25 protein-coding genes and 3 pseudogenes are annotated in these 24,089 nt (G+C 68.5%); 20 read left to right on the forward strand and 8 right to left on the reverse strand.

Going from position 1 to position 24,089, the window contains the following annotated elements; all coding sequences use genetic code 11:
* The first annotated feature begins 14 nt into the window (after positions 1 to 14).
* The 8 genes from OG520_RS44950 (at position 15) to OG520_RS44985 (ending at position 6,580) form a co-directional block, all read left to right on the forward strand.
* Positions 15 to 983 carry a carbohydrate kinase family protein gene (locus OG520_RS44950; RefSeq protein WP_331737383.1) on the forward strand — a complete coding sequence of 323 codons (969 nt, stop codon included), beginning with the start codon at positions 15 to 17 and terminating at the stop codon, positions 981 to 983.
* Between the two features lie 176 nt (positions 984 to 1,159).
* Complete coding sequence (locus tag OG520_RS44955; RefSeq protein WP_406016807.1) at positions 1,160 to 2,347, forward strand: Cmx/CmrA family chloramphenicol efflux MFS transporter; 1,188 nt, start codon at positions 1,160 to 1,162, stop codon at positions 2,345 to 2,347.
* A gap of 650 nt (positions 2,348 to 2,997) precedes the next feature.
* On the forward strand, positions 2,998 to 3,498 hold the full coding sequence (locus tag OG520_RS44960; RefSeq protein WP_331737386.1) for a hypothetical protein: 501 nt from the start codon (positions 2,998 to 3,000) through the stop codon (positions 3,496 to 3,498).
* Positions 3,495 to 4,487: a hypothetical protein gene (locus tag OG520_RS44965; protein WP_331737388.1), complete on the forward strand. Its 993-nt coding sequence runs from the start codon at positions 3,495 to 3,497 to the stop codon at positions 4,485 to 4,487. The genes OG520_RS44960 and OG520_RS44965 overlap by 4 nt, the downstream gene beginning before the upstream one ends.
* A gap of 89 nt (positions 4,488 to 4,576) precedes the next feature.
* On the forward strand, positions 4,577 to 5,173 hold the full coding sequence (locus tag OG520_RS44970) for a hypothetical protein (RefSeq protein ID WP_331737390.1): 597 nt from the start codon (positions 4,577 to 4,579) through the stop codon (positions 5,171 to 5,173).
* A 366-nt stretch (positions 5,174 to 5,539) separates the two neighbouring features.
* Positions 5,540 to 5,812, forward strand: coding sequence for a DUF6225 family protein (locus OG520_RS44975; protein ID WP_331737393.1), 273 nt, complete (start codon positions 5,540 to 5,542; stop codon positions 5,810 to 5,812).
* A gap of 91 nt (positions 5,813 to 5,903) precedes the next feature.
* Entirely contained in the window at positions 5,904 to 6,248 is a 345-nt protein-coding gene (locus OG520_RS44980; protein WP_331737395.1) for a hypothetical protein, read from the forward strand.
* A 2-nt stretch (positions 6,249 to 6,250) separates the two neighbouring features.
* Entirely contained in the window at positions 6,251 to 6,580 is a 330-nt protein-coding gene (locus OG520_RS44985) for a DUF6233 domain-containing protein (RefSeq protein ID WP_331737397.1), read from the forward strand.
* 13 nt (positions 6,581 to 6,593) lie between these two features.
* Here the strand turns inward: OG520_RS44985 and ligD are convergent, their stop codons facing one another.
* Together ligD and OG520_RS44995 are read right to left on the reverse strand one after the other, a co-directional pair.
* Positions 6,594 to 7,547 (reverse strand): non-homologous end-joining DNA ligase, encoded by a 954-nt coding sequence (ligD, locus tag OG520_RS44990; RefSeq protein ID WP_331737400.1) that lies wholly within the window; start codon positions 7,545 to 7,547, stop codon positions 6,594 to 6,596.
* A gap of 23 nt (positions 7,548 to 7,570) precedes the next feature.
* Positions 7,571 to 8,521, reverse strand: coding sequence for a Ku protein (locus OG520_RS44995; RefSeq protein WP_331737402.1), 951 nt, complete (start codon positions 8,519 to 8,521; stop codon positions 7,571 to 7,573).
* Between the two features lie 337 nt (positions 8,522 to 8,858).
* On the opposite strand from OG520_RS44995, the gene OG520_RS45000 reads away from it, so the two are divergent.
* Entirely contained in the window at positions 8,859 to 9,566 is a 708-nt protein-coding gene (locus OG520_RS45000; protein ID WP_406016808.1) for an HNH endonuclease family protein, read from the forward strand.
* Positions 9,567 to 10,298: 732 nt separating this feature from the next.
* Here OG520_RS45000 and OG520_RS45005 read toward each other — a convergent pair.
* Positions 10,299 to 10,556: a hypothetical protein gene (locus tag OG520_RS45005; RefSeq protein WP_406016817.1), complete on the reverse strand. Its 258-nt coding sequence runs from the start codon at positions 10,554 to 10,556 to the stop codon at positions 10,299 to 10,301.
* Between the two features lie 376 nt (positions 10,557 to 10,932).
* Here OG520_RS45005 and OG520_RS45010 point away from each other — a divergent pair, with 376 nt between their 5' ends.
* Positions 10,933 to 11,520 carry a hypothetical protein gene (locus OG520_RS45010; protein ID WP_406016809.1) on the forward strand — a complete coding sequence of 196 codons (588 nt, stop codon included), beginning with the start codon at positions 10,933 to 10,935 and terminating at the stop codon, positions 11,518 to 11,520.
* A 136-nt stretch (positions 11,521 to 11,656) separates the two neighbouring features.
* Here OG520_RS45010 and OG520_RS45015 read toward each other — a convergent pair.
* From OG520_RS45015 to OG520_RS45025, 3 genes and pseudogenes are all read right to left on the reverse strand, one after another.
* A pseudogene (locus OG520_RS45015) lies at positions 11,657 to 12,093 on the reverse strand (DUF2267 domain-containing protein).
* A gap of 60 nt (positions 12,094 to 12,153) precedes the next feature.
* A complete protein-coding gene (locus OG520_RS45020; protein ID WP_331737540.1) occupies positions 12,154 to 12,549 on the reverse strand; it encodes a DUF2267 domain-containing protein in 396 nt (131 codons plus the stop codon).
* Positions 12,550 to 12,650: 101 nt separating this feature from the next.
* Positions 12,651 to 13,082, reverse strand: a complete 432-nt coding sequence (locus tag OG520_RS45025; RefSeq protein WP_326743322.1) for an Hsp20/alpha crystallin family protein — start codon at positions 13,080 to 13,082, stop codon at positions 12,651 to 12,653.
* Positions 13,083 to 13,209: 127 nt separating this feature from the next.
* Here OG520_RS45025 and OG520_RS45030 point away from each other — a divergent pair, with 127 nt between their 5' ends.
* From OG520_RS45030 to OG520_RS45045, 4 genes and pseudogenes are all read left to right on the forward strand, one after another.
* Complete coding sequence (locus OG520_RS45030; RefSeq protein WP_331737410.1) at positions 13,210 to 13,863, forward strand: type III effector protein; 654 nt, start codon at positions 13,210 to 13,212, stop codon at positions 13,861 to 13,863.
* A gap of 94 nt (positions 13,864 to 13,957) precedes the next feature.
* Positions 13,958 to 14,596, forward strand: a complete 639-nt coding sequence (locus tag OG520_RS45035; protein ID WP_406016810.1) for a transposase — start codon at positions 13,958 to 13,960, stop codon at positions 14,594 to 14,596.
* A gap of 61 nt (positions 14,597 to 14,657) precedes the next feature.
* Positions 14,658 to 16,235, forward strand: coding sequence for an ISL3 family transposase (locus OG520_RS45040; protein ID WP_331737238.1), 1,578 nt, complete (start codon positions 14,658 to 14,660; stop codon positions 16,233 to 16,235).
* Positions 16,236 to 16,273: 38 nt separating this feature from the next.
* Positions 16,274 to 16,984, forward strand: a pseudogene (locus OG520_RS45045) (IS256 family transposase); the annotation flags it as partial.
* Positions 16,985 to 17,059: 75 nt separating this feature from the next.
* On the opposite strand, the gene OG520_RS45050 reads toward OG520_RS45045, so the two are convergent.
* A complete protein-coding gene (locus OG520_RS45050) occupies positions 17,060 to 18,787 on the reverse strand; it encodes a pentapeptide repeat-containing protein (RefSeq protein ID WP_331737414.1) in 1,728 nt (575 codons plus the stop codon).
* Between the two features lie 774 nt (positions 18,788 to 19,561).
* Between OG520_RS45050 and OG520_RS45055 the strand changes: the two genes are divergently transcribed.
* Both OG520_RS45055 and OG520_RS45060 read left to right on the forward strand, forming a co-directional pair.
* Complete coding sequence (locus OG520_RS45055; RefSeq protein ID WP_406016811.1) at positions 19,562 to 19,741, forward strand: hypothetical protein; 180 nt, start codon at positions 19,562 to 19,564, stop codon at positions 19,739 to 19,741.
* A gap of 75 nt (positions 19,742 to 19,816) precedes the next feature.
* On the forward strand, positions 19,817 to 20,086 hold the full coding sequence (locus OG520_RS45060; RefSeq protein WP_406016812.1) for a transposase: 270 nt from the start codon (positions 19,817 to 19,819) through the stop codon (positions 20,084 to 20,086).
* Between the two features lie 46 nt (positions 20,087 to 20,132).
* Here the strand turns inward: OG520_RS45060 and OG520_RS45065 are convergent.
* Positions 20,133 to 20,813: pseudogene (locus tag OG520_RS45065) on the reverse strand (transposase); the annotation flags it as partial.
* An 89-nt stretch (positions 20,814 to 20,902) separates the two neighbouring features.
* Between OG520_RS45065 and OG520_RS45070 the strand changes: the two are divergent.
* The 4 genes from OG520_RS45070 to OG520_RS45085 all read left to right on the forward strand — a co-directional run bounded on the left by OG520_RS45070 (position 20,903) and on the right by OG520_RS45085 (position 23,980).
* Positions 20,903 to 21,799 carry an IS3 family transposase gene (locus OG520_RS45070; RefSeq protein WP_331737418.1) on the forward strand — a complete coding sequence of 299 codons (897 nt, stop codon included), beginning with the start codon at positions 20,903 to 20,905 and terminating at the stop codon, positions 21,797 to 21,799.
* A gap of 7 nt (positions 21,800 to 21,806) precedes the next feature.
* A complete protein-coding gene (locus tag OG520_RS45075; RefSeq protein WP_331737420.1) occupies positions 21,807 to 22,175 on the forward strand; it encodes a hypothetical protein in 369 nt (122 codons plus the stop codon).
* Between the two features lie 1,044 nt (positions 22,176 to 23,219).
* Positions 23,220 to 23,672: a MarR family transcriptional regulator gene (locus OG520_RS45080; RefSeq protein ID WP_331737425.1), complete on the forward strand. Its 453-nt coding sequence runs from the start codon at positions 23,220 to 23,222 to the stop codon at positions 23,670 to 23,672.
* On the forward strand, positions 23,669 to 23,980 hold the full coding sequence (locus tag OG520_RS45085) for a replication initiation protein, RepL2 (protein ID WP_331737427.1): 312 nt from the start codon (positions 23,669 to 23,671) through the stop codon (positions 23,978 to 23,980). The genes OG520_RS45080 and OG520_RS45085 overlap by 4 nt, the downstream gene beginning before the upstream one ends.
* The last annotated feature ends 109 nt before the right edge of the window (positions 23,981 to 24,089 follow it).

The following is a 24,089-nucleotide window of genomic DNA, read 5'->3' on the forward strand; positions in this document are numbered from 1 at the left end:
ATGGAGGAAAGCACGTGATCGTGTGCATCGGTGACTTGATGGTCGACGTTTTCACGGACGGCGACGGCGCCCAGCGGCGGCACCCCGGCGGCAAGGCAGCCATCTACGGGGTGACCGCCCGTGCCCTCGGCGCCCCCGCGGCCGTCGTCGGCTGTCTGGGCGCCGACGATGACGGCGCGGCCGTCTCTGGCGCCCTGCGTGCCAGTGGCACCGACGTCTCAGGCGTAGTGGTCCGCACGGAGGAGACGACCGGCGCCGACTTCTTCGAGGGCGGCGACTGGCGCATGGAACGCGCCGCCAACTGGGCCCTCACCGCCCAGGACGTCCGCGACGCGCTCGCCGGGCTGAGCGCCCGGGCCACCGACGGCGTCAGAGCCGTCATTGTCAACCAGGGCATCCCGCTGGAGACCTCCCAGGAGGCAGTGTCCTACGCCCGGGAGCAGGATCTCTTCCTGGTTCTGCACCTCGGGCCGGAGGCGCTCGAGGAACGGCGGAAGGTCGACCCGCGTTTCTACCCGCTCGCCGACGTCATCGTGGTCAGTCAGCGCGAGGCCGACGTGCTCGCCGAGCACCTCGGGCTCGACGCCGGCCGGACCGGCACCGACCTCGCCCGCATGCTCTTTGACGCGACCGGCCCGCGGTGGGCGCTGCTGCTCTCGTTCGGTGTCGGTGGCGCCCATCTGGTGGCACGGGACGGCGATCGGGTGCTGACGGCCGAGGTACCGCCGAGCAGCGGGCCGGACCACGAGGTGGAGAAGTACATCGGGGCCAACGACACCGCCGTTGCCGCATGGCTCACCCACCTGGTGCACAGCGACCCCGGAGACTCGGCCCTCCGGGAGACCCCGTCCTTCCGGGAGGCGACCGACGCCCTCGCCCACTCGGTCGGCCTCGCGGCCCGCACGCTGGAGCACCGCGGACCGCTCACCGCGGCGATCAGCACGCCCGAAGTGTTCGTCCGGCTGGACGTCCAGCGGGCGTGACCCGCGCACCGGACATCGCCGTAAGCCGTGCGAGGTGCGGGCTGTCCGATCCCCACCTGTTGCGCGGCCGCCGGCTGTGATCGACTGTCGGCCGGGCCGGGCCGTGTCTACGGCCCGGCCCGCCGCTGAGGACCATGTCGGGCGTGCCGCCCGGCCGCCGGAAGATGGAGCCAACCTTGCCCCTCGCCGTCTACGTGCTGGGAATGACCGCCTTCGCGCTCGGCACGTCGGAGTTCATGCTCGCCGGGCTGCTGCCCGCCATCGCGTCGGACCTGGGGGTGTCCGTGCCCGACGCCGGCCTGCTGGTGTCGGCTTTCGCAGTGGGCATGCTGATCGGCGCCCCGCTGCTGGCCGTCGCCACCCTGTGGCTGCCGCGGCGGGCCACGATGGCCGGACTGCTAGTGGTGTTCGTGCTCGGGCACGTCATCGGCGCGCTCACCGACGTCTACGGCGTACTCTTCGCCTCACGAGTCGTCAGCGCGTTGGCCTGCGCCGGATTCTGGGCGGTGGGCTCGGCGACGGCGATCTCCCTGGTGCCGACGGACCGACGGGGCCGGGCCATGGCCGTCATGGTCGGCGGGATGACTGTCGCCAACGTCCTGGGGGTGCCCGCCGGGGCGTTGGTCGCACAGCACTTCGGCTGGCGGGCCGTGCTGTGGTGCGTCGCGGTATGCGCCCTGCTGACCCTGGCCGGCGTAGTGACGCTCGTGCCCGAGGGCTCCAATACCACGGGTACCGGCCCCCGTCTCCGGGCGGAGCTGCGGGTCTACGCCGACGGCCGCGTGTGGCTCGCGCTGATGACAACCGCGCTGGTCTCGGCCGGTATCTTCGCCGCGTTCAGCTACATGGCACCGCTGCTGACCGACACTGGCGGGCTGGCGGGGACCTGGGTACCCGGGATGCTGGCGTTGTTCGGCGTGGGTTCCTTCATAGGGATCACCCTGGGCGGGCGGTTCGCTGATGGCCACCCCTTCGGCACCCTGTACGCCGGGACCGGCGCCGTCGCCGCGGTGCTGGCCGTCCTGGCTCTGCCCGTGCGCGGGGCCGTGCCGCTGGCGGTGGGGGTGTTCCTGTTCGGGCTGGCCGGCTTCGCCGTCAGCCCCGCCCTCAACGCCCGCATCTTCGCCCTGGCCGACGGTGCCCCCACCCTCGCCGGGGCCACCAACGTCTCCGCCTTCAACCTCGGAAACAGCATCGGCCCCTGGCTCGGCGGCCTCTCGATCGACGCCGGGTACGGTTACCCCTCCGTCTGCTGGCTGGGCGCGGGTCTGAGCGTGGCGGCGCTCGTCACGGTCGGGGTGTCGGCGTCGCTGTCCCGCACGCCCGCCGACCGCTCCAGGCGGGTCATCTCGTCGCCCAGGTGATCCGCCACGGCCTCCAAGGCTGCGGCTGTTGGAAGATGTTGTCACGTTAACGGGTGCTTGATCATCGGACGCTGTGCCGGGGTGTTCCGAGGTGCGGTCTTGATGCCTGGTTCAGGCCGCGGCGGGCAGGCCGATGCCGCCGGTGACGTGGTACCGGATCATCGGACTCGGGATCCTCCAGAACGGCTGTCTGGATCTGCCGGTTGTCAACGCCCATCGCCAGCCCCTTCGCCAGCACAGCCCGCCTCTCCCGCCCGCACGAGAGCGTCCTGCGGACGCGCTGAAACGGGAAGACGCCGGGCCCACCAGCCCAGCGCCACCTCGGCGGCAATCCACCGACGTCCCCCAACAAACAGGCAAAACTGTACGAAGGGTCTGGCCCGGGCGCGTGAGGGACGACCCTCAACTCCAGGAGGACTTCCGTTTCTGTCGCCGTCTGGCCCGGGCGCGTGAGGGACGACCGAATGAGCTCAGCCTGGCAGCTGGACCGAGCTCCTGGTTCAGGCCGTGATGGTGGGGTTCGCGCCATCCTTCGCCAAGATCCAGCAAGCCCGTGCGGCTGTCGCCATACTCGTTCCGCCCGACCCCGGAAAGCAGGGGAGGGCTCGGAGCAAGGGGGGCCGGTGGGCGAAGCGCGGACGGAACACGAGGTGCACCAAGAGCACCAGAAGCTGGTACGTGCTCTGCACGCTCTTACCGACGTCCAGGACCACGACGAGGGTGTTCCGGACGAGGCGTTCGACATCCTGATGGAGCGCGCGCAGGCGCTGATGGCGTATGAGAAGCAGATGCCGGCCCTGCTGGCCGAACCTCAACGCCTGCGTAGCCAGAAGGTCATCTTCTGGTCCTGGCGGGCCCAGAGCGCGGTGGCGATCGCTCTGATCCTCGCCTTCCGTCTGCTGGGGTACTCGGACGGGTGGTACGCCCTGGTTGTGCCGCACCTGGTGGGCACCTTCTGCGGCTGGCCGCTCGAAGCGACCGTGAAAAACCATCTCGCCCGCCGCAACGCGTCCATCGCTCTGCACGCGGTGGGGGCGCTGCTCGTCCTGGTCGTCCTGGGCGTCCTGTCGCCCTGGTTCATCGTCGCCCTCCTGATCGGCTGGGCCTTCGTGGGCACAGCTGTCGCGGACGGACAGGAGGCGGGGAAGTGAGCGACGCTCTGGACTCCCAGTTCCGGGACACCGACCGGCGGGTCCGCAACATCGACCTACAGGTAAGCGGTCTCGACAGCCGGCTGGACGATCTGGAGGGCGAGCACGAGCGGTTGAAGTCCCGGTTCGGCTATACCGAAGACCTGGACCACGAACTGCGTTCCCTTCGCGACGACATCTCCGGCCTGGAGACCACGACCGAGGAAGTCGACGGCCGGGTCGACGAGCTCGATGACCGCATCAAGACCGCGGAGCGAACGGTGAAGAGGCTCACCCAACACGTGCGGCTGCTGGAAGGCCAGATCATGGCTGTCGGGAACGTCCCTCCCGCGGACCTGGACACCTTCACCAAGGACCAGCGCGCCCTGGCCGCCACGATGGAGTCCGGGTGGGACGCCGCCGACGTCCTCCTCACCAGCACCCTCCGCACCCACCACCAGAACCGGGTACAACGCTTCCACGACGCCCAGGCCCGGCACCAGGCGACCCGGGAGGAAGCCGTCGCCCTGGTCGGCACGCTGCTCTCCACCCCCTACAACACCCAGCCCCATGCCAAGGCCGCCGCCAAGCTGCGCTCCGTCATCGCGCGCGAGGAGACCGAGAACCAGAGCCTTGCCCGGCAGGCTTCCGAGGCACGCACGTCCACCGCGGCCCTCGCCGCGGATCGGGCGGCCACCGCCGACAAACAGCCGGCCATCGCCGCCGGCCAGCGCGCGGAGCAACGGCTGACCCTGGCGCTACGCAGCACTCTGGCCGACGCCGTCAGCAACCGCCTGCTCCTGCCCGCGTGGTTCGCCACCGTCCTCGGACCGGCCCCACCAGCACGAGACACCGAACGCTGGCTCGAGTGCGCGACCCGCGTCCTGCTCTACCGCCTCACCTACCACGTCGACGACCAGGTCCTCGCCCTCGGCCCCTGCCCCGACCCCGAAGACGAACACCAACATCAGTGGTGGGAGGAACTGACCACCGAGCTCCGCCACTGGTGACCGGGGCCTGCGGGTCCTTATTCCAGCTGCCGCGCCGTGCCCGTCGTCCAGGGCTCTGGGCACGGTGCAACTAAACAAGCGGGGGCAGAGTGGAAGAACAGGTTCCTGTCGAGCAGCGCGTCGCGGAGCTCATGGACAAGCTGGTAAGAGGCGAGGACACCTTCCTTGAAGAGGTCGTGGCGGCCCTCGCGGTGGAAGTGCAGCGCCCCGAGCTCGATATCGAAGAGATCACGCGACTCTTGGATCTTGTGGTGGTGCATCCTGAGCCGGAATTGCGCGACATCATTGACATCCCATCAGTGGTCGCAACCCTTGCTCTGGTCCCTTTCGTCCAGGCGGTCGCGTCCTCCCTGGGAGAGGTGTTCTCTCAGAAGATCGATCAGCATGCCGGCCAAGCCCTGAGCTCTCTCAAACGCATGTTGATCCGAACAGCTCAGCGCCCTTCCGAGCCGCTTGAATCCCGGATCACGCTCTCAGAAGATGTGCCCACCCACGCTCTTTCGCAGCTCATCACGATCGACTACGAGGCACTCCCCTCTGGAGTGCCCCTCACTGTGCGATGGATGAGTGTCGTCTGGTGCGCCAGCTACCTGGAGGACGGACAGATTGGCGACCTTTACTGGAACGCGCACGAACGTCGGTGGGTGAGTGAGCCGAGTCAAGCTCTCGGTAACGGAGCAAGTTGAACCGCCAGCCGCTGAAATGCGCGACGGCCCGTGTGAGCGTCGCTCGCGTCGCAGCCGGGGCAAGGCGATATCCGTCACTCGCCACGAAGCCGATGGCGCTGGCGTCGCTTCCTGGTTCGTCCGCGTTTTCCGCTTGCCCCGCTTCCTCCCCCGAGCCGGGCGTTCAGGGCGAGAGGACCCAAGAGGCTGGGTCCTCCCCGACGCGGACCGACCGTGCGCCTGCCCGGTACGGTATCCACCGGCTGGGCCTGCTTCACCACCGGTGATCAGCTTTTCACCCCAGCCCTCTGTACCCCGGATCAGCGCTGGCCCGGGGTACAGCCGTGTCTCCACCAGCAATGCCGCCTGATTCGGCACTCTGTGCGCATGACCGACGTCTTTGACCACGCGCCGCAGGTATGGAACGCCGCGCAGCTCCGCGCAGCACTCAAAAACCTGCCCGACGACACCCCCATTCACATTGGTGTCGCCGAAGACCCCGGCGACTTCGGCGGGTACCGCGAATCCGTCCTCGTCGACGCCCACCACGTCGAGAACTGGTGGCCGGCCACTGGTGCCACGCCCGAACGGGCCGAGAAGGAGAAGGCGCTCACCCTGTTCGCCGACTGGACGCCCGGAGAGTACGACCTGCTCGATTGAACCTGCGAACCCACGACGCCGGAGGTGACCGTTTTGCGGGGTTTCGGCGCGTCATTCGCATCCGGTATTCGAACAGACGTACCCTTGGGACGTGCCAAAATCCTTCCCCTTCCCGCAAGATCTCCTCGATGCCCAGGTCGCCCTCGATGAGACCCGTGCCGCGTGCGAGAAGTACGCCAAGACCTTGCCGTGGTCGGCCGAACCGATGCCCGGGTGGGAGAGCGACAAGCAGCTCCACAGCAAATACATCTCCGCGAAGCCGGACAGCCCGGGGTACACCGGGGACCAGCACGCCGAGGTCGCCCGCTTCCGCGCCCGCCTTCTGGAGCTGTCCATCGCCGTGTCGACGCATCCGTTCTGGGGGACTGTCGACCATGGGGACGTTGTCGCGGCCAGGATGGCGTTGAAGCACGCCCACGAGCCGGCCGAGGCGTAGCCATGCCCGGCGGCATATCCGACCTGGACAAGAACCGGACACTGGAACAGTGGCTGGAGTGGCAGCTGCGTCAGGTCCGGGGCCGGATCCGGGAGCTCGAGATCAAGGAGCAGCAGGAGCGGCGGCGTCGGGAGCAGGCGCATGCCGCGCTGCGGTGGAAGATCCAGCCGCAGCGGTCGTCGTCGGCGGCTCTGGTGCACCGCGGGGACTGCGCTCTGTATCCGGTCCAGGGCGGATTCCTCAACCGTGAGGAGGCGATGATTGCCTTGGCGGAGCCTGACATCGAGGCGTGCCAGATCTGTAATCCGCAGACGGGACTGCAGGCGCAGTAGAACAGAGGCCGGGTCAGGTGATGTTGTCGGGGGCGAGGTCGGGGCGCAGCCGGTGCCAGGAGGGATGCCGCAGCAGTCCTGCCCGGGTCCTGGTCGTGTAACGGACTTCGCCCACCAGGCGTGGCAGCACCCACCGCGCTCCGGTCACGCCCGGAGCCTTGTCGAAGGGGCACTCGTCGATCGCGGCGACGCGGAGCAGGCCGGCGAGCGTGGTGCGTTCGGCGTCGCTCCATCCAGTGCCGACGCTGCCCACGTACCGCAGGCCGCCTTCATGCGCTTCTCCTACCAGTAGGGCGCCCGGCAGGCTCGCGAGCCGGCCGCGGCCGGGTACCCAGCCGCCCACGATCACATCGACGGTCCGGACGTGCCGGATCTTGATCCACGAGCGGGAGCGGACGCCGGGTTCGTAGACGGACGCGAGCCGCTTCGCGATGACACCTTCCAGTCCTGCGGTCCGGGTCATCTCCAGTGCCTGCTCGCCGTGTCCAACGACCGCTGCGGGCGTCGACCAGTGCTTCCCGCCCAACCCGAGCTCCTCCAGGAGGGTACGGCGCTCGGTGTACGGCAGCCCGGTCAGGCCGCGGCCGCCCAGGTGCACGGCATCGAACACAACGAGGTGCGCGGGCACCAGCCGCGCCATGCGGGCGGCCTTCGCCTCCGAGGTCAGGCCCATGCGGGACTGCAGCCGCTCGAAGTCGCTGCGCCCCTCGCTGTCGAGTGCGACGATCTCGCCGTCCAGGACCGCAGGCCGTCCGAGCACGGACCCGAGCCCTGCGAACTCCGGGTAGGCGGTGGTGATGTCCGCCCCGGACCGGGACCGCAGTGTCACCGTCCCGTCGCCCGGAAGGTAGACCATGGCCCGCTGCCCGTCCTGCTTCACCTCGAACGCCCATCGGTCCTCCACGGCTGCGGGCGGCAGGCTGCCCGGTGTAGCGAGCATCGGAGCGATCCGCGGCAGACCCACCATGACCATCCCGCCCTGGCGCCCGCTCAGGACGCGCTGCGTTTCCTCGCGGCAGTGGTCTTCTTCGCCGTGCGCTTCTTCCCGGACGCGGTCTTCTTCCCGGACGCGGTCTTCTTCGCGGTGGTCTCCTTGGCCGTGGTCTTCTTGCGGGGCTGCATCGTGTGCACGGTGGCGTCCTGGTCCTGGCCGTGCTCGCCGCGGCTCTCTCTGGCCGCCTTGACGGAGGCGTTCAACGCGGCCATCAGGTCGACGACCTTCCCGGACTCCCGCTCCTCGCCCTCGGCCGGCTCCGGGAGCTCGGCGCCCTCGGCCTTCGCCTCGATCAGTTCCTCCAGGGCGTCGCGGTACTCGTCCCGGAAACCGGAGATGTCGTCGAGGGCCATGGTGTCGGTGAGCTGGACGGCCCGCTCGACCTCCTCCTCGTCCAGGTCGACGTCCTTCGGCTTGAGGGACTCGGGGCTGCGGATCTCGTCGGGCCACCGCATCGCGTGCAGCACGATCGCGTCATCCCGCACCCGCAGCAGCCCGAGCCTTTCGCGGTTGTGCCACGCGAACTTCGCGACCGCGACTTTGTCGGAGCGTTCCAGCGCCTTGCGGAGCAGGGTGTACGGCTTCGCGGCGACCTGTCCGTCGATCGCGAGGTAGTAGCTGTCGCTGATCCGGATCGGGTCGATGCTGTCTGCATCCACGAAAGCGACGATCTCGATGGCCTTCGCGGTGGGCAGCGGCATCTCGTCGAGTTCTTCGTCGGTGACCGGGACGAGCTCGTCCTTGGTGAGCTCGTAGCCCTTGCCGATCTCCTCCTGCGGCACGACCTCGTCGTCGATCGAGCAGACCTTGCGAGTGCGGACCCGGCCCATGTCCTCCAGGTGGACCTGGTGGAAGCGGATCGCATGGTCCTCAGTCGCGCTGACGACCTTGATCGGGATGCTGACCAGGCCAAAGGAAATGGCTCCGGTCCACAAGGGCCGCGGCATCCGTACCTCCAGGCCCCCCTGGCGGGTAGGTGGGACGGGAAGCGGACCAGCGCGCCAGGAAGGCGCGCTGACCCCGCGCGCAGACAGGGACGCGGTCGGGCCACCCGTACCTCGATCCTTGTGCGGGGCGGGAGTGATCGCATCACGAAGACGCCGGCCCAGGACCGCGGCCGCGGGCGGCCTTGTGCTTGTGTACGCGCAGGGATCAAGGCCGGCCGAGTGGACCGGAACTGCCCGCGGCCCGCCGCCACACACCCGGTACGACTTCCCACCCACGCGGGTGACACCCGCCAAGCAGCAACGATTCTGCGCCGTCCTGGGCCGGAGCATGATCGGCATGACTCGTCATCCGCTGCGCCGAACAGCGCTCCTCACGGCCGTTTCGGCGCTCGCCGGGCTCGCGCTGACCGCCGCCCCGGCCACCGCCACCGCAGTCGGCCCCCACACCCCCGCGCACAAGGCCACCGTCGGTCAGGCACCGTCCCTCCGAGAGCTCCCCGAACCGCCGGACGCGGTCAAGGCCCGAGAGCTCCTCGCGGACCTGGTCGTGGCCGATGAGGACGACGTTCCCGGCTACTCCAGGGCGAAGTTCCCGCACTGGATCACCCAGCACGGCACCTGTGACACCCGCGAGGTCGTGCTCCAGCGTGACGGCCAGGACGTGGTCCAGGACGACCAGTGCCGCGCCGTGTCCGGTACCTGGTACTCCGAGTACGACGGCAAGACGATCACCTCCGCCTCCGGCATCGACATCGACCACGTCGTCCCCCTCAAGGAAGCCTGGCGTTCTGGGGCATCGCAGTGGACGACGCCCGAGCGGCGCGCCTTCGCCAACGACCTGGTCGACTCGCAGCTGATCGCGGTGTCGGCCGGCAGCAACCGAGGGAAAGGTGACAAGGACCCGGGGAACTGGAAGCCGCCGCTGCAGTCGTACTGGTGCACCTACAGCCGCGCCTGGATCAGCGTGAAGGCCACCTACCAGCTCACCGCCAACCCCGCCGAGGCCGCAGCCCTGTCCGAGATGCTCGACACCTGCGACGCCTAGACCGCCGGAGGACCGGACGACTCTGTCCGCTGTCCGTGCCCCGACTCGCCGCAGGGGAGGAGAAGGCCCCCGCCCGACCCTCTTCCCCTGCGGCGACCTCACCCCCAAACCCGGAGTAGCCGTACGCTCCCGTGCTACAGAAGCTTCCTGTTTCGCATTTCGCCGCGCACCCGGCGATGAACTCCAAATATGCCCCTGACATATTCCGTTTGCTGGGATTCGGTTCCTTGACTCGTGGGGCGTGCGTAGCATCGGCAGCGTCGTCGTGAGACGCAGGAACGGGGCCGCCCCCTGAAGGAACGGCCCCGCGGAGCGGTCGCCGGGCTACAGCGGGAGCCGACTGAGTAAGTCGAGCAGCAACTCGACTGCACTCAGGTAGAAGCTCCACGCGGCGTAGTCCGGCGCATCGTCCCACTTCATGATCTGCCTCCTCGACAAGGCCGGGAGAGGCACTTCCTCCCTCCGGCCAGCTGGTCCGGAGAGAATCGAGCGAAGAGGGACACCGCGCGATCGCACTCTAAGCGCCGGGACGCGGCCACCTTCCGCCATGAACGAAAGTGCACGGTCGGTGCCCCTTCTTGACCGAGTACGAGGCAGCCCGCGATGGCCGGCCCGGAGCCCGAGCACGCTGGAGGCATGACCGCGCGCCGATCACCATGCATCGATGCGGCACCTGCCGTGCGGTACGGGCAGGCGCCGCCGCTGTAGGCCGACCGCCCGTACGACTGCCGGTCAGGGCGAGTCGCCGGCCCAGTCCCACCGGCCCGGGTCGCCGGGCCGGCCCTCGTAGTCGGCCCGGCCGCCGGGGCCGTAGCTGCTGGCCTCGGTTATGAGGCAGGCGCCGCCATCGGCCAGGTGCGCCTCCGGCCAGGACGTCACGTCGAGCAGCTGACCGTCGAGCGGGCCGCCGACAAGCTCGACGTAGCGCTGGCCGGGCTGCTCCCAGGGGTCCGGGTCATCGTGGTACGCGCCGTACACCCGGCGCCGCATCTCTGCCATCACCCCAGCATCCCAAGTGGGTGCCGGCCGCGGCAGGGGATCGGGAGACCGGCCGCACGGAGGTGATGCCGGCGGCTTTCTCCTCGCTGCCCTGCCCGGCCCGGGAAGACTGGTTCCATGATGATTGGCACACGCGCTGCACCTTGCGGCCCTGATGGAAAATGCCGACCGGCCACAAGGCGCCATCGGCTCTGGCGGGAACAGATCTCCCGGAGCGACGACTGACTGGACACCGAGGCCGCTTCGGGCATCTGCTGGGACATCCTGCAGCACCCGGACCCGCAGATCGGCGACTGCCGAAGCCACCCTTACTTCGAGTCGGCCGGCTGTTGACCCTCGACTTGGTGGAGGGCTCAGAGTGCTGGGTGTGGAGAGCGAGATGCGCAGTATTGGTGAGATGGCCCGGGACAGTGGACTGAGCGTGAGCGCCGGGCCCCGTGTGCAGATCATCGTGCCGTCCCCGCTCGCCGACGCGATGCGGGCGCTGCTGAGTGACGACGCATCCGTTCAGCTCACTGTGGATGGTGACCGCGTGGCCTTGGAGACGGGGGACCGTCAGGCGGCTGGCCAGTGCCTCGATCACGACTTTCCTGATTACCGTCGCCTCGTCCGCCTGCCAGCAGGGCGCCGTGCCCTTGTCGATGTCCCGGCTTTCCGGGAGATGGTGGAAACTGGCCCCGTCCGTGCAAGCGAGGTGCGCGAGCAGGACGGCGTGCCCTGTGATCTCAGCGTGCTTAAGGTGGCGGCCGACGGCGTGGTGACCGTCTGCGAAGACGGTGACGACGATCAGGACCACATCGCCGTCAACCGCGAGTTCCTACTGCATGCACTCGCCGCCGGAGCCCGGGACCAACTGATTCTGGAGTTCGGCGCCCCTACAGCGCCCCTGGCGATCCGCCGGACCGACACCGAGGACACCTTTTCGATACTGATGCCTGTCCGCCTGGAGAACTGACCACTGGGGCAGGCGCTCCGCGGTCTCCCTCGGAGCAGACAGTGCCCTCCTGCTGGTCCGTTCGTTGACCAGGCCATGGAAGAACGTTGGGTAGGAGGCCCGGCCGACGCCCTGGAGGTGGCCGGACACGGCCCGTCTACGTGGCGGGGGTGAGTTCGGCGCGGCCGAACAGCAGCGCGTGGCCGGAGGGGAGCTGGCGCAGGATGCGATCGAGGAGATCGGGGCCGGCCAGGACGGCGACGGCGGAGAAGACTGTTCCGGTGTCCCAGCGGGTGGTGGCCAGGGAGGCGCCGGAGCGAGCGGCGAGGCCGTTGACAAAGGCCCAGCCGGTCAGAGGCTCGGTGTCCGGGATCTGCGCGGTCAGGACGCGGGCGGCTTCGAAGGGCAGGCGGGCGGCGAGTTCGACGCGTTCGTCGCCCGTCAGTTGCGCCCCAGTCCCGCTATGACCAGCCGGACGGCTTCCTCGGCCCGCTCCGGGGTGGGGTAGGCGCCTTCGTAGCGGACCTTCTCCAGCATCTGCTCGTATGTCATCGCGGGCAGCTGGTGCAGCGGTGCACGTGGGTCGGAGATCACTGCCGTGGTTGCCTTTCTGTTGCCGTGGTGCCGGTGCGCGGGCACCGGGCGTGCTTCATGTCAGGTGGGCTGGGGACGGCCGAAGAGGAGGTCGTAGCCCGCGGGGAGCTGGAGCAGGATTTGCCCCAGCAGGTCGTCACCGGCCGCGTCGGCGGTGGTGCTGAGGACGGCGCTGACGTCCCAGGCCGCGGTCTGCTCGGTGGCCCCCTCGATCCAGGCCGCCGCCGCCCGAACGAACCGCTCCGGTGGCAGCGGCTCGGCGCTCTGCAGCGGGTTGAGGAGGATCAGGGCGAAGCCTTCCGGCAGTCGCGCCGCCAGCTGGGCACGTACCTCGCCGACCAGGTGTGCGCCCAGCAGGGCGAGCACCACGCGGGCCACGCGTTCTGCTTCCTGCCGGCTGCCGTACTCACCGCGTTCCTGCACCTGGTCGAGGAACGCTTCCCGTCGCACAGTCACGTCGGCCGTCACCCTTCCTCGGTCCATGGGGTGCGGAGGACGGGAGAGGGGGAGATCAGTTACCCGTCCTCCGCCGCTGTTGGGGCCCTCGTCGTTCCGGCTCAGCCGGAGATTTCCCTCCGGCCGGATCCGACGCCGATGGTGATCTTGCGGGGCTTGGCACGTTCGGCGATCGGGATCCGCAGGGTGAGCACGCCGGCGTCGTAGTCGGCCTTGATGTGCTCGGTGTCCAGTGTGTCGGCCAGCATGATCTGGCGGGAGAAGACGCCCAGCGGCCGCTCCGACAGTTCCATCTGCACGTCGTCGGCCTTCGCCACGGGCCGGCGTTCGGCCTTGACGGTCAGCATGTTCCGCTCGACGTCGATGTCGATCGCGTCCGCGCTGACGCCAGGGATGTCGAAGGCCACCATGTACTCGTCGCCCTCGCGGTAAGCGTCCATCGGCATCGGGGAGGGCCGCGACCAGGTGCCCGGGCCCGTCAGCTGCTGAGCCAGCCGGTCCAGCTCACGGAAGGGGTCAGTGCGCATCAACATCGTGAAAACACCTCCAGCAGGTTCGGGCAGTTGCTGCCAATGCGCTTCACTGAAGCCGTTGTAACATGTCATCCATCGGATGACAAGCACGGTGTCGTCCACTCGATGACAAGCTGAGGAGGTGCCCGTGACAGCAGCCGAACAGCCGGCCCCGTCCAGCGCCGACGGCCGAAGCCCGGCCTCGTTCCTCGCCGCCGCGGCGGCCCTGCACGCCATAGACGACGCCCTGCACTCCGCCCGGCGGGAAACCTCCGACGCCCCTGATGCCGGCCCCGGCACGGAGCAGGCCCTGGCCTCCCTGCTGCTGCTGCGGCAGGTCCGCGAGCAGCTCGCCGGATGGGAGACCGGCCTGATCGAAACGGCCCGGGACGCGGGAGCCAGCTGGGCCGACCTCGCCCACCCCCTCGGCGTTGCCAGCCGCCAGGCCGCCGAACGCCGCTACCTGCGGGGCCGTCCCGGCCCCGCAGGAACCACCGGCGAACAACGCGTCCAGGCCACCCGTGAACGCCGCGCCGCCGACCGCACCCAAGCCGAATGGGCCCGCCGCAACGCCGCCGACCTACGCCGCATCGCTGGCCAGATCACCGCCCTCACCGACCTCCCCACCGCCGCCCGCCACCCGCTCGACCAACTCCACGCTGCCCTCGCTCACAACGACCCCGCCGACCTCATCAACCCCCTCACCGCCACCCGCCCCCACTTGACCGGCACCCACCCCGACCTCGCCGCCCGACTCGACACCCTCACAGGTCCCGCCACGGCCCCGCCCCCACCCGACTGAACGGACGGGAGTGTCATGAATTAGGTGGGAACTTCACCGGAAGGGACACCTGATGATGATTCAGAAGCCTCACTCTCTCGAGACGGTTGGCGGCGTGTCGCTTGCGCCCGTCGAGGCGGCCGTGGACGGTGCGGGCGTGAAGAGGATGCCGGAGACTGTGGACGGGCTGGGCCTGGACCTGCTGGACGCGCTGACGCTGCTGGCGCGGGACAAGGTCCGCGAGGGCGGGCTGAAGCTGGTCGGCGAGCAGGGCCTGTTGCCGGCGATCACGCAGCACCTGATGCAGGCCGCGCTGGAGGCCGAGATGGAGGAGCATCTGGCCGCCGAGGCCGAGCGCGTGGGCGGCAGGGGTGCGCGCTCAGGCGGCAACGGGCGCAACGGCTACCGCACGAAGAAGGTGATGAGCGAGGTCGGGCCGATCGCGCTGCAGGTCCCCCGCGACCGGCTGGGCACCTTCCGCCCGGGGATCCTGCCCCGGCATGCGCGGCGGACCGGTGCACTGGACGAGATGGTCCTCTCGCTGACCGCGCGGGGGATGACCTCCGGGGAGATCGTCGCGCACCTGGAGGAGGTCTACGGGATGAAGACCTCCAAGGAGACCATCTCCACCATTACCGACAAGGCCCTGGACTCGATGAACGAGTGGCGCACCCGCCCCCTCGACCCGGTCTACCCGGTGATCTTCGTGGACGCGATCCACGTGAAGATCCGGGTTCTGTCGACGATCTTGTGATCCGGACGGCTGAGCACGTTGCTCCGCCAGTTCGCGATCATGCATCGCGTGCTCTGGTGATGTGCTCCTCGAGCTGTTTCCGTACCTGTCCGCGTTGCTGATCGAGGAGGTCGAGCGGCGGCCGGACCAGGTAGTGCTGAGAGCGCGGGTGCGGGCGACGACTGGCTCCTGTCGGTGCGGTCAGAGCTCGGCCCGGGTGCACGGTCGGTACGTACGCAGGCTGCGTGATGTCGCCGTGGGCGGGCTCGGTGTCGTGATCGAGTTGTGCGTGCGCCGCTTCCGCTGCGAGAACCCTGCCTGCACGGCGGTGACGTTCGCCGAACAGATCTCAGGACTGACCACCCCGCACAGTCGGCATACCCCGCTGCTGCGCGAGGTGTTGACGCAGATCGGGCTGGCCCTGGCCGGCCGGGCAGGAGCCCGACTGGCGTCCGCGGTCGGCCTCACCGTAGGAAAGGACACGCTGCTGCGGCTGGTCAGGGCTCTGCCCGAGCCGGAGATCGGCAAGGTGGAGATCCTCGGCGTCGACGACTTCGCCTTCCGCAAGGGCCGCCACTACGGCACGGTATTGATCGACATGGCCACCCACCGGCCGCTGCACCTCTACGACGGCCGCGAAGGCGAGGACCTGGCTGCCTGGCTCCGCGATCACCCAGAGGTGAAGGTCATTTGCCGGGACCGTTCCAGCGGTTACGCGGAGGGCGCTCGGGTCGGGGCACCGCAGGCCGAACAGGTCGCGGATCGCTACCACCTGTGGGCCAACCTCGGCCAGGCGGTCGAGAAGACGGTCAACGCCCATCGCTTCCGCCTGGCCGAACCGCCTCCCGGCTCGGCCTCCGGCCCCGACCACGCGGAGGTGGAGCCCGAAGTGGTCCAGCCACCGAAAGACCTGAAGATCGTGATCCGGCTGCGTGAGCAGCATGCTGCCGCCCATGAGCTGTGGCAGCAGGGGATGTCGAAGGCGGCGATCGGCCGGAAGCTCGGGCTGCACCAGGCCACGGTCCGTAAACTGGTCAACGCCCGCTCCGCCGATGATGTCGTGGCCAAGAACCTCCAACGAGCGCATGTTGTCGACCCGTACGTCGGCTACTTGCACCGGCGCTGGAATGAGGGCGTCAGGAACGCCGCCCAGCTCTACCGCGAAATCCAGCAACTCGGCTATCCCGGCGGAGAGTTGGCTGTTCAGCGGCATCTGCGGCGCTACCGGACCGGGCGCGGACACGCACCCGACCCGGGACCGAAGCCTCCATCGGTCCGCGAGGTCACCTCCTGGATGATGACCCACCCCGAGCACCTGCGGGACGAGGACGCCGGCAAGCTGCACCGGCTGCGTGAGCGCGATCCCGAACTCGACCGGCTCACTCTTTACATCAAGAGGTTCGCCGCAATGATGACCGGTCGCCACGGCGACCGCCTCGAAGAGTGGATCACCGACGTCGAACGGGACAGTCTGGCTCCGCTTGCGGGCTTCGCCCGCAACCTCCGCCGCGACTTCGACGCGGTCCGCAACGGGCTGTCCCTGCCGCACAGTTCCGGTGCCGTCGAGGGCAACATCAACCGGCTGAAGATGCTGAAACGCCAGATGTTCGGCAGGGCCAGCCTCGATCTCCTTCGCAAACGCGTCCTGCTCACACGGTGAGCCTCGACCGTCCGGATCACAAGATCGTCGACAGAACCAAGATCCGGGACGGGCAGGTCGCCAACAGGCCGATCTACGTCGCCATCGCGGTCACCACCGACGGCTACCGCGAGATCCTTGGCCTGTGGGCGGGCGACGGCGGCGAGGGCGCCAAGTTCTGGCAGCAAGTCCTCACCGACCTGCGAAATCGCGGCGTGAAGGACGTCCTCATGCTGGTCTGCGACGGCCTGACCGCCCTGCCGGACGCGGTGGCGAACGTGTGGCCCCAGACCGTGGTCCAGCAATGCGTGGTTCACCTGATCCGCGCGAGTCTGCGGTACGCCTCGAGGCGGGACTGGCCCGAGCTGGCCGCTGACCTCAAGCCCGTCTACACCGCCGTCAACGAGGCCCAGGCCCGCGAACGCCTCGACGAATTCCATGCCAAATGGGGCGACAAGTACGGCAGTATCGCCGCCGTCTGGGAACGAGCCTGGAGCGAGTTCGTGCCCTTCCTCGCCTTCCCCGACGCCATCCGCGAGGTCGTGTACACAACCAACAGCATCGAGTCCCTGAACGCCCGCTATCGTCGCGCGGCCTCCGCCTGCGGACACTTTCCCAACGAACAGGCGGCGCTCAAGAGGATCTACCTCGCCACCCTCGCCCTCGACCCCTCCGGCCGCGGCCGCAAGCGCTGGAACAACAAGTGGAAGAGGGCTCTCAACGAGTTCGACCAGCTCTTCGACGGCCGCCTTACCGCCGGCCGGGTGTAGGCCAGTCAGACCAACCAAAAACCTCTAGGCCAAAAGGCCTAAAAACACCTAAATCATGATAGACCCCGGGAAGGTTCAGCGTTTGATGCGTCCGCGGATGGCGAGGACGGCGAGGGCCAGGAGGGCGGGTTCGAGGAGGCGGGAGGTCATCTCGATGTAGGTGCCGGCGGTGGTGAGGTCTTGTCCGCTGGAGCGGAAGACCACGGAGTTGAGCGTGATGTTCAGGGCTTTGTCGAAGCGTTTGCTGGTGAATTTGTCCCCGGCCGGGTTTCTTAGGTCCTGCTTGTCGATGGTGAAGGTGACCCTCCCCCCGCCCGGTGGGAGGGTGCCGGTTGCTTCCTGCTTCGGGGAGGACGCCGGCAGGCCGAAGGCCATCAGCAGCACGATCGTGGCCAGCATGGAGGCGGCGAGCCACCCCAGGGCACGGGAGGCGCGCAGACCGTAGCCGGACAGCAGCCAGTATCCCCACAGCAGACGGCGTTCGACTCTCGAGGTGCCGGTGCGATCGTGGCGGCGCATCTCGCACTCGCCGTAGTAGAAGTCCGCAGCGCCAGGCTCATTCTTGCCGTCCTCGAACGCCTTACGGAGCTGCCGGTACAGGGCCGAGACATCGACCGGGTCCGGGGTATGGGCCGGGTCCGGATGGTGTGGGCCGGTACGCCACCGGTCGGTCGGCGGCACGGTACCCGCGGGCACAGCGGACTGGCCTGCTGCCCGCGCCCGCCAGTGGTGCTCCTCGGCCAGCGCGCGCCGACGTGTCCAGCGACCGATCTGTATGCCCCGGCGGTGCCAACCGGTGGGCGGAGGGGCAAAGATCGTGCGGCCTTCCAAACGGAGCTGATCGAGGTGGAAGGCCCCGGAGAACAAGCAGTCGGACACGTCGGTGTCGGTCAGCACTAGGTTCGCGGCGTCCACCCCCTGCACCGAGGTCACCCGCACCCCTGCGGGGCCGGACAACAGACTCTCGTCTACGACACCACCAGCGGTGAACGGGGCGGGGTGGGCGGTGACCGCAACCGGAGCCGTCAGCACCGCATAGCCTAGATCTACGGAGGCGTAGCGCAACCTCACTGTGGCCGTCGAATCCCACCGGGTCTGCACACACAGCACCTCACGCGCCGCCATCTCCAGCGTCACCGGCGCTAGGAACACAGCACCCGACAGATCCAGCGTCCCTGAACAGACAATCGGCCCCCACCGCGAAGTCAGCGAGAACGTCGCCTTGTCGAACTGGCCCTTGCCTGTGACTCGCACTCCGACGAACCGGGCGTCGCCGGAGAAATGTACGGAGTCGAACCGGGCGTCGCCAGCAAACTGAGCCCTGTTAAATATGGCGCTGCCAGCGAACTCGGCCTCGACGAACATAGCGACGCGGGAAAACCGCGTCCTGAGGAACCATGCGAGACCGGAGAACCGCGCCGCAGCAAACCAAACTTCGCCGGAGAACCGCGCCTCGTCGAACCAGGCGTTGCCGGAGAAGCGTGTCCAGTCGAACCGGGCGTCGCCAGTGAACTGAGCGCTCTCGAACCGGGCCTCGCCGAGGTGGGGGTATGTGGTGGCGGGGTCGCGGACAGCGGTCAGAAGTCGATTCAGAAGGTCTTCGGTGAAGGGTGTGCCGCGGTGGTCGATGTCGGCGCCGGGGGTCAGGCCCGTCATGTAGGCATCGCGATCGGTGTCGGTCAGGTGGGCGAGGCAGGCGGTGTGGCCGGGGACGTGGATGCCGCGGCAGCCGACGGGGTCGGTCGCCGGGTCGGCGCCGCGTGCGCAGTACGGCCAGGACGGTGCAGGCGGGGGTGTGCTCATGGTGTGACGGCTCCAGGAAGAAGAAGTGTGCCGGGGGCCGCCCGGACGGGCAGCAGCGTGGGCCGGGCGGCTGCGCCGATCAGTCGCGACCGGGGGGAATGGGTTGTACGCGGTGTACGGGTTCCTCTTGGACACACGCCGCATCAAGGTCCTCGACCTGGCGGTCACGAGCGAGTTCTTCGATGTCGAACGCGATACGCAGTAGCGCTCGCTCCCGCTCCGTTCGCTCCAGCCGCCACACGGCCAGCCGTACCCACGCCAGCACCCGCCGCTCTCGCCGGAACTTCCCCAACCAGTCACCCCGCACCCACCACAGCCTGCCAGGCCCGCACCCACCACACCGCACGTTCAGCAAACTGAACACCCAACCGCTACTCACGGCGCTGCCACTCCCCGAGGGCGTGGTCGTACCGATCCTTCTGACAGCCAGATCGTCGCAAAGAGTGCAAGCGCCGGTTTTCGTTCGGACTCCTCAATCCCCGAATAGCGCAGGGTTGGAACACCGACTCTTCGCCAGTGGCCGACGACAACGACTGGGCCGACGACCCCGAGGGGCGTGCCGACCTGGAAGAGCAGTACGCGGACGCGGTCCGCGAGTGAGCCGTGCCGCCGACGCCTCGCCGAACAACCAGATTCCGCCGTGGCCCGGCCACACCACGCCGGGCAAACCGGCCCCGGCGGCCGGGCCGGCCTGACGGACACCGTCGACCGGGCGGCCCGCACTGAACCGCCGCCGTTTCCACTGGAAACGGCAGTGCGCCGCACGGAGTATCCGTGCGGCGCACCTCGTACGCGGCGGTCGGTCTCGCCGATGCGCGGGAGACCAATGGCCGCTACTCCTGCTGCTGGGGAGCAGTGCTCCCGGGAGGCCGGCCACCGACGTTGTCGCGGTCCCAGCCCTTCTCCCAGGCCACGACAGCCGCCCGCTCCCACACCCGGCCAGCCCTCGTCTGAGCGACGGGTGAACCTTCCCCTTGATCGTGGACACCTGGAGACTGGGACGTGAGAGCCCAGAGGAAGCAGTGCCAGGTGGGAAGCAAGTACACGAAGCGGTACTCGGAGGAGTACAAGCGGGACGCGATCGAACTCGTGCGGTCGTCGGGACGGACGGTGACCGAGGTCGCCCGGGAGCTCGGGGTCAGTTCGGAGTCACTGCGGGGCTGGGTGAAGAAGGCCCGCGCTGCCCAGGACACCGGATCGGGACCTGGTTCCGTGCGAGCGGGGCGGGCCGCCGACGATCGGGACGAGGAGCTGAAGCGGCTGCGGAAGCTGACCGCCGAGCAGGCGAAGACGCGGTGATCAGGTCGCCTTCCCAGTGGCCGGGAACAGCCCGGTCCTCGGCCTCGGCCGGACGCTCGTGGATGGAGACCGCGTCGCGGATACAGCCGCGCTGCTGACCGGCGGTGGAGGCGTTCTTCGAGCGGCGCATCGTGCGTCGGCGGCGCAGATGGGAGACAAGCTCCTTCTTCAGTACGCCTCGGGCCTGGATGAACAAGCTCTTGTAGATCGTCTCGTGAGACACGTACATACCGTCCTCGGGTGCGAAGGCGCGGGCAAGCCAGCCTGCGATCTGACGCGGCGACCAGTCCTCCTTCAGCTTGCCCGCGACCGTGTCCCGCAGGGCCGGACTCTGTTGCAACAGACACGGCTTCGGGCGCCGGGCATTGCTCCAGGCGCCCTCGTCCGCGCGAGCGGCCCGGTACCTCTCACGCCCGCCGTGACGCCCCACCTCGCGACTGACCGTGGACGGTGCCCGACCCAGCCTGCCCGCGATCGCCCGGAAGGAGTCACCGGCGGCCAGACCTCGGGAGATCTCCTCCCGCTCCGCCAGCGACAGCACTCCGGCCGACCGAGTCCTGGCCGCCGGGACGAAACCGCCGTTCGCCGCGACCACCCCGTGGATTGACCCGGGCACCTTGCCCAGCGCACGCCCGATCTCGCTCAGCGACTGCCCGTCCCGCCATCGCCGCCATACTTCATGCTTCTGCTCGTCCGACAACCCCGGACGCCCGATCCTCGCCACCACCCAGCAACACCTCCAGCAACCGTTCTACCTGGGATGTTGCACCGACCCATTGACCTCACCACTGCCTTCTTCGTGAAGGAGAGCGACCGGTGAGCAAGATATGCCGGTTCATCCACGCGGAGAAGGCGAACTATGCGGTCACGCTGCTGTGCAAGGTGATGAGGACCGCCCGCTCCACGTACTACGCGTGGGTGGCCGGGCGGCAGGCCCGCGAAGCGCGGCGGCAGGCGGATGAGGCCCTGGCCCACGAGATCACGGTGATCCACCTGGCTTCCCGGCGGAACTACGGCGTCCCGCGCGTCACCGCCGAACTGCGCCGGCAGGGCCGACTGGTCAACCGCAAGCGGGTGGAGCGGGTCATGCGGGAGCACGGCATCGCCGGGCACAGCCGGCGCACCGGACGCCGCGGCCTGACCAAGGCCGACACCAGGGCCGCCCCGTCGCCGGATCTGATCGGCCGGGACTTCACCGCGACCCGCCCCGGTACGAAGATCGTCGGGGACATCACCTACATCCCCACCGCCGAGGGCTGGCTCTACCTCGCCGCGTGGCTGGACCTGGCGACCCGGGAGGTGATCGGCTACTCGATGGCCGACCACCATCGTGCCGAACTCGTTGTCGATGCCCTGGACATGGCTGCCGCGCTGGGCCGCCTGGAGCCCGGCTGCGTGATCCACAGCGACCGCGGATCGGAATACACCTCCGGCCAACTCCGCATGAAAATCGGCGATTTGGAGTGTCGGCAAAGCATGGGGCGGACCGGCAGCTGCTTCGACAACGCCGCCGCGGAGAGTTTCTGGGCCGTGCTCAAAGAGGAGATCGGCACCCGCTTCTGGCCCGACCGGGCCACCGCCCGCACCGACATCTTCGACTTCGTCGAGACCTTCTACAACAGACGCCGTCTGCGCAAGCACATCCACTGGGGCTACCTCACGCCCCACGAGACGCGCCTGCGCTACCAACAGGATCAGGCCCTCGCGGCGTAACGACGACGTGTCCAAGATCACGGGGAAACTTCACAGCACCGTCGACCAGGTCCTCGCCCACACCGGCCTCGACGTCAACCACGGCGTGCGGCACTACGCCTACACCCGCGCCGTGGGCCTGGCCATCGCCGCCCAGCACCAGCACCGCTTCGACCCGTACGTCGACTGGCGCGACAGCCAGCACTGCGACCACTGGCAGATGCGCCCCTGCGCGCTGTGCGAGCAGCCCACACCGCTGCGCTCCCACTTCGGGGAGCCCGTCCACATGAGCTGCGCCGAGGACTGGATCGCCGCGAACCCGGTGGAGGCCCGTCGTCTCGGCCGGTTCGCCTCCGACATCCAGGCCAAGCGCCGGTACGACGACGACCACGCCTGAACCCCTCCGCCCGCCCGGCCGTCAGAAGCAATCGGTCCTGACGGCCCCGCCGAATGCGAGACCACTCGATGCTCGTCTACGACCAGTTCACCCGTCGCATCACCGACGTCACCACCCAGCTCACGACCCACGGCATCCCGCTCACCGCGCCAACCGCACCGCCCGCCGGCCCCGACCCCACCGACCCGTGGGCCGGCAACTACGCCGCCGTCCGTTGGTCGCCGGGCTGTAGGGGTGGACGTCGGGATGGCAGCGGGTGTGGCATGGGGTGAAAGTGGTGAAGTCGTTTCGTTGGAGTTCCGGGACTGGGTGGCCGCTCTCCGCGCCCAGTGGCCGTTGCGTCCTCGGCCCTCGGGGGCCTGCGGTGCACCGGCGGGAGGCACCGCGATCACGCGGCTGCGGGCCGTTCGGTGGGTTCGGATGCAGTGGCTGGGGTCGGTTCGGGCTGATCGAGACACACGTGGCGGGCGCATTGTCGGCTGCGGGCGCACTGTGGCGTGCTTTCGAGGGCTGAGGACAGAGTGGGCATTACCGAGTGCTTACCGGCCAGAGTAGGTCAGCCCTCCCCGAGGCCCTGCTCGAAGACGATGAGCGTGTAAGTGGACGGCAGCATGCCGTCGCCCGGGGAGTCCGTGGAACTGCAAGGCGGACGACCTGTTCCTGTTTGTATAAGAGTGCGCGGGCCTTGAAGGTGCTCTGACCTGCGGAAGCGCATAAGCAGGCAGGTTCTGACGATCTGGCACCCGGTTTATAGCATCGTGCACCCAGTTTCTGAGGGCAGGGCAGGCAGTCCGAAGGACCGCGCTGTTCATGTTCTGAGGACTGGGTACCACGGTTGCAGGACCTGAGTAGATTGACGTCACGTACATGAGTAAAGGCCGTACAGGCGCGGCAGGCTGGGTTCGTGGATTGATGCCAGGTCGATCGACACGCCCTGGGGGCTGGGTCCATGGACTTGGCGCTCATGTACGTTAGGTTCATCTGGGCGGCCTCCAGGACCGTTGCTCATGAACGCCACAGCAGTACCCAGCCCGGGAGGGCCCGTTGGGAGCACTACGCAGACTGGTCGACGCCGACACAGGCGAGTCCATCCCTTATGCGCCCTACGCCTTTTCCGGTGACCACATCCAGGTCGACAAGGCCAGGGTCGAAGCGATCACCGAAAGCAAAGAGTTCACTCCGAGCCAGAAGTACATGGTGCTGTGGTGGATCGGTGTTTCTCCGCAGGGCATGGAGCCGCTGAGGGCGACTGGCGCGGACATCGCCAAGAAGGTCGGCATGACTGCCGACGCTGTCGGAAAGATCAACCGGAAGCTCCTCAAGCGGCGCATCCTGATCGAGCGCGGGCGCATCGGCAACTACAAGCTCTACCGGATCAGCCCCTACATCGCGTTCCACGGCCCCGGTGTTGAGCAGCGGGAAGCAGTCAAGACGTGTAACCCGCCCGATATCCCCGGCTTCAACAGCACCGTTCCCTCGACCTGGGAGGCCCAGTGAACAACGATGACAAGCAGAAACTCCTGGACGTCCTCCACCGCACCGTTGGCATGACGGCCAACCAGCGCCTGGTTGTCATGCTCTACGCGCTGCACCCCACCGACCGTGCCGGTGCGGTTATCGAGACCGGTGCCAACCTCGCCAGCAGGGTCGGCATGTCCCCGACCGTCTTCTCCCGCATCCGGCGCCAGGTCGTCGACGCCGGATGGCTCGAAGAATCCTCCCGGCTCGCGCACATCAGCTACTACCGGCTCAGCCCCAGGTCCACCGGCGAAGATGTCGTCGTCCCTCTGCGTCGCGCAACCTGAAGGGTTCCAGTGAGCAGGGCTCATGTACGTGAAGTCAATGAAGACGGGATTCCAGGCCGGTCCTCATTGACTTCACGTACATGAGCCCAAAGTGCGCGACAGGAGGAAG

This window comes from Streptomyces sp. NBC_00984 (genome assembly GCF_045162475.1).
Classification (GTDB): domain Bacteria; phylum Actinomycetota; class Actinomycetes; order Streptomycetales; family Streptomycetaceae; genus Streptomyces.

What these genes read in the sequence shown, in the direction of transcription:
- OG520_RS44975 (WP_331737393.1), top strand. Translation starts at nt 5,540, where the DNA reads ATGACCGACGTCTTTGACCACGCGCCGCAGGTATGGAACGCCGCGCAG.
- OG520_RS44985 (WP_331737397.1), top strand. Translation starts at nt 6,251, where the DNA reads ATGCCCGGCGGCATATCCGACCTGGACAAGAACCGGACACTGGAACAG.
- ligD (WP_331737400.1), bottom strand. Translation starts at nt 7,547, where the DNA reads ATGGTGGGTCTGCCGCGGATCGCTCCGATGCTCGCTACACCGGGCAGC.
- OG520_RS44995 (WP_331737402.1), bottom strand. Translation starts at nt 8,521, where the DNA reads ATGCCGCGGCCCTTGTGGACCGGAGCCATTTCCTTTGGCCTGGTCAGC.
- OG520_RS45000 (WP_406016808.1), top strand. Translation starts at nt 8,859, where the DNA reads ATGACTCGTCATCCGCTGCGCCGAACAGCGCTCCTCACGGCCGTTTCG.
- OG520_RS45005 (WP_406016817.1), bottom strand. Translation starts at nt 10,556, where the DNA reads ATGCGGCGCCGGGTGTACGGCGCGTACCACGATGACCCGGACCCCTGG.
- OG520_RS45025 (WP_326743322.1), bottom strand. Translation starts at nt 13,082, where the DNA reads ATGTTGATGCGCACTGACCCCTTCCGTGAGCTGGACCGGCTGGCTCAG.
- OG520_RS45050 (WP_331737414.1), bottom strand. Translation starts at nt 18,787, where the DNA reads ATGAGCACACCCCCGCCTGCACCGTCCTGGCCGTACTGCGCACGCGGC.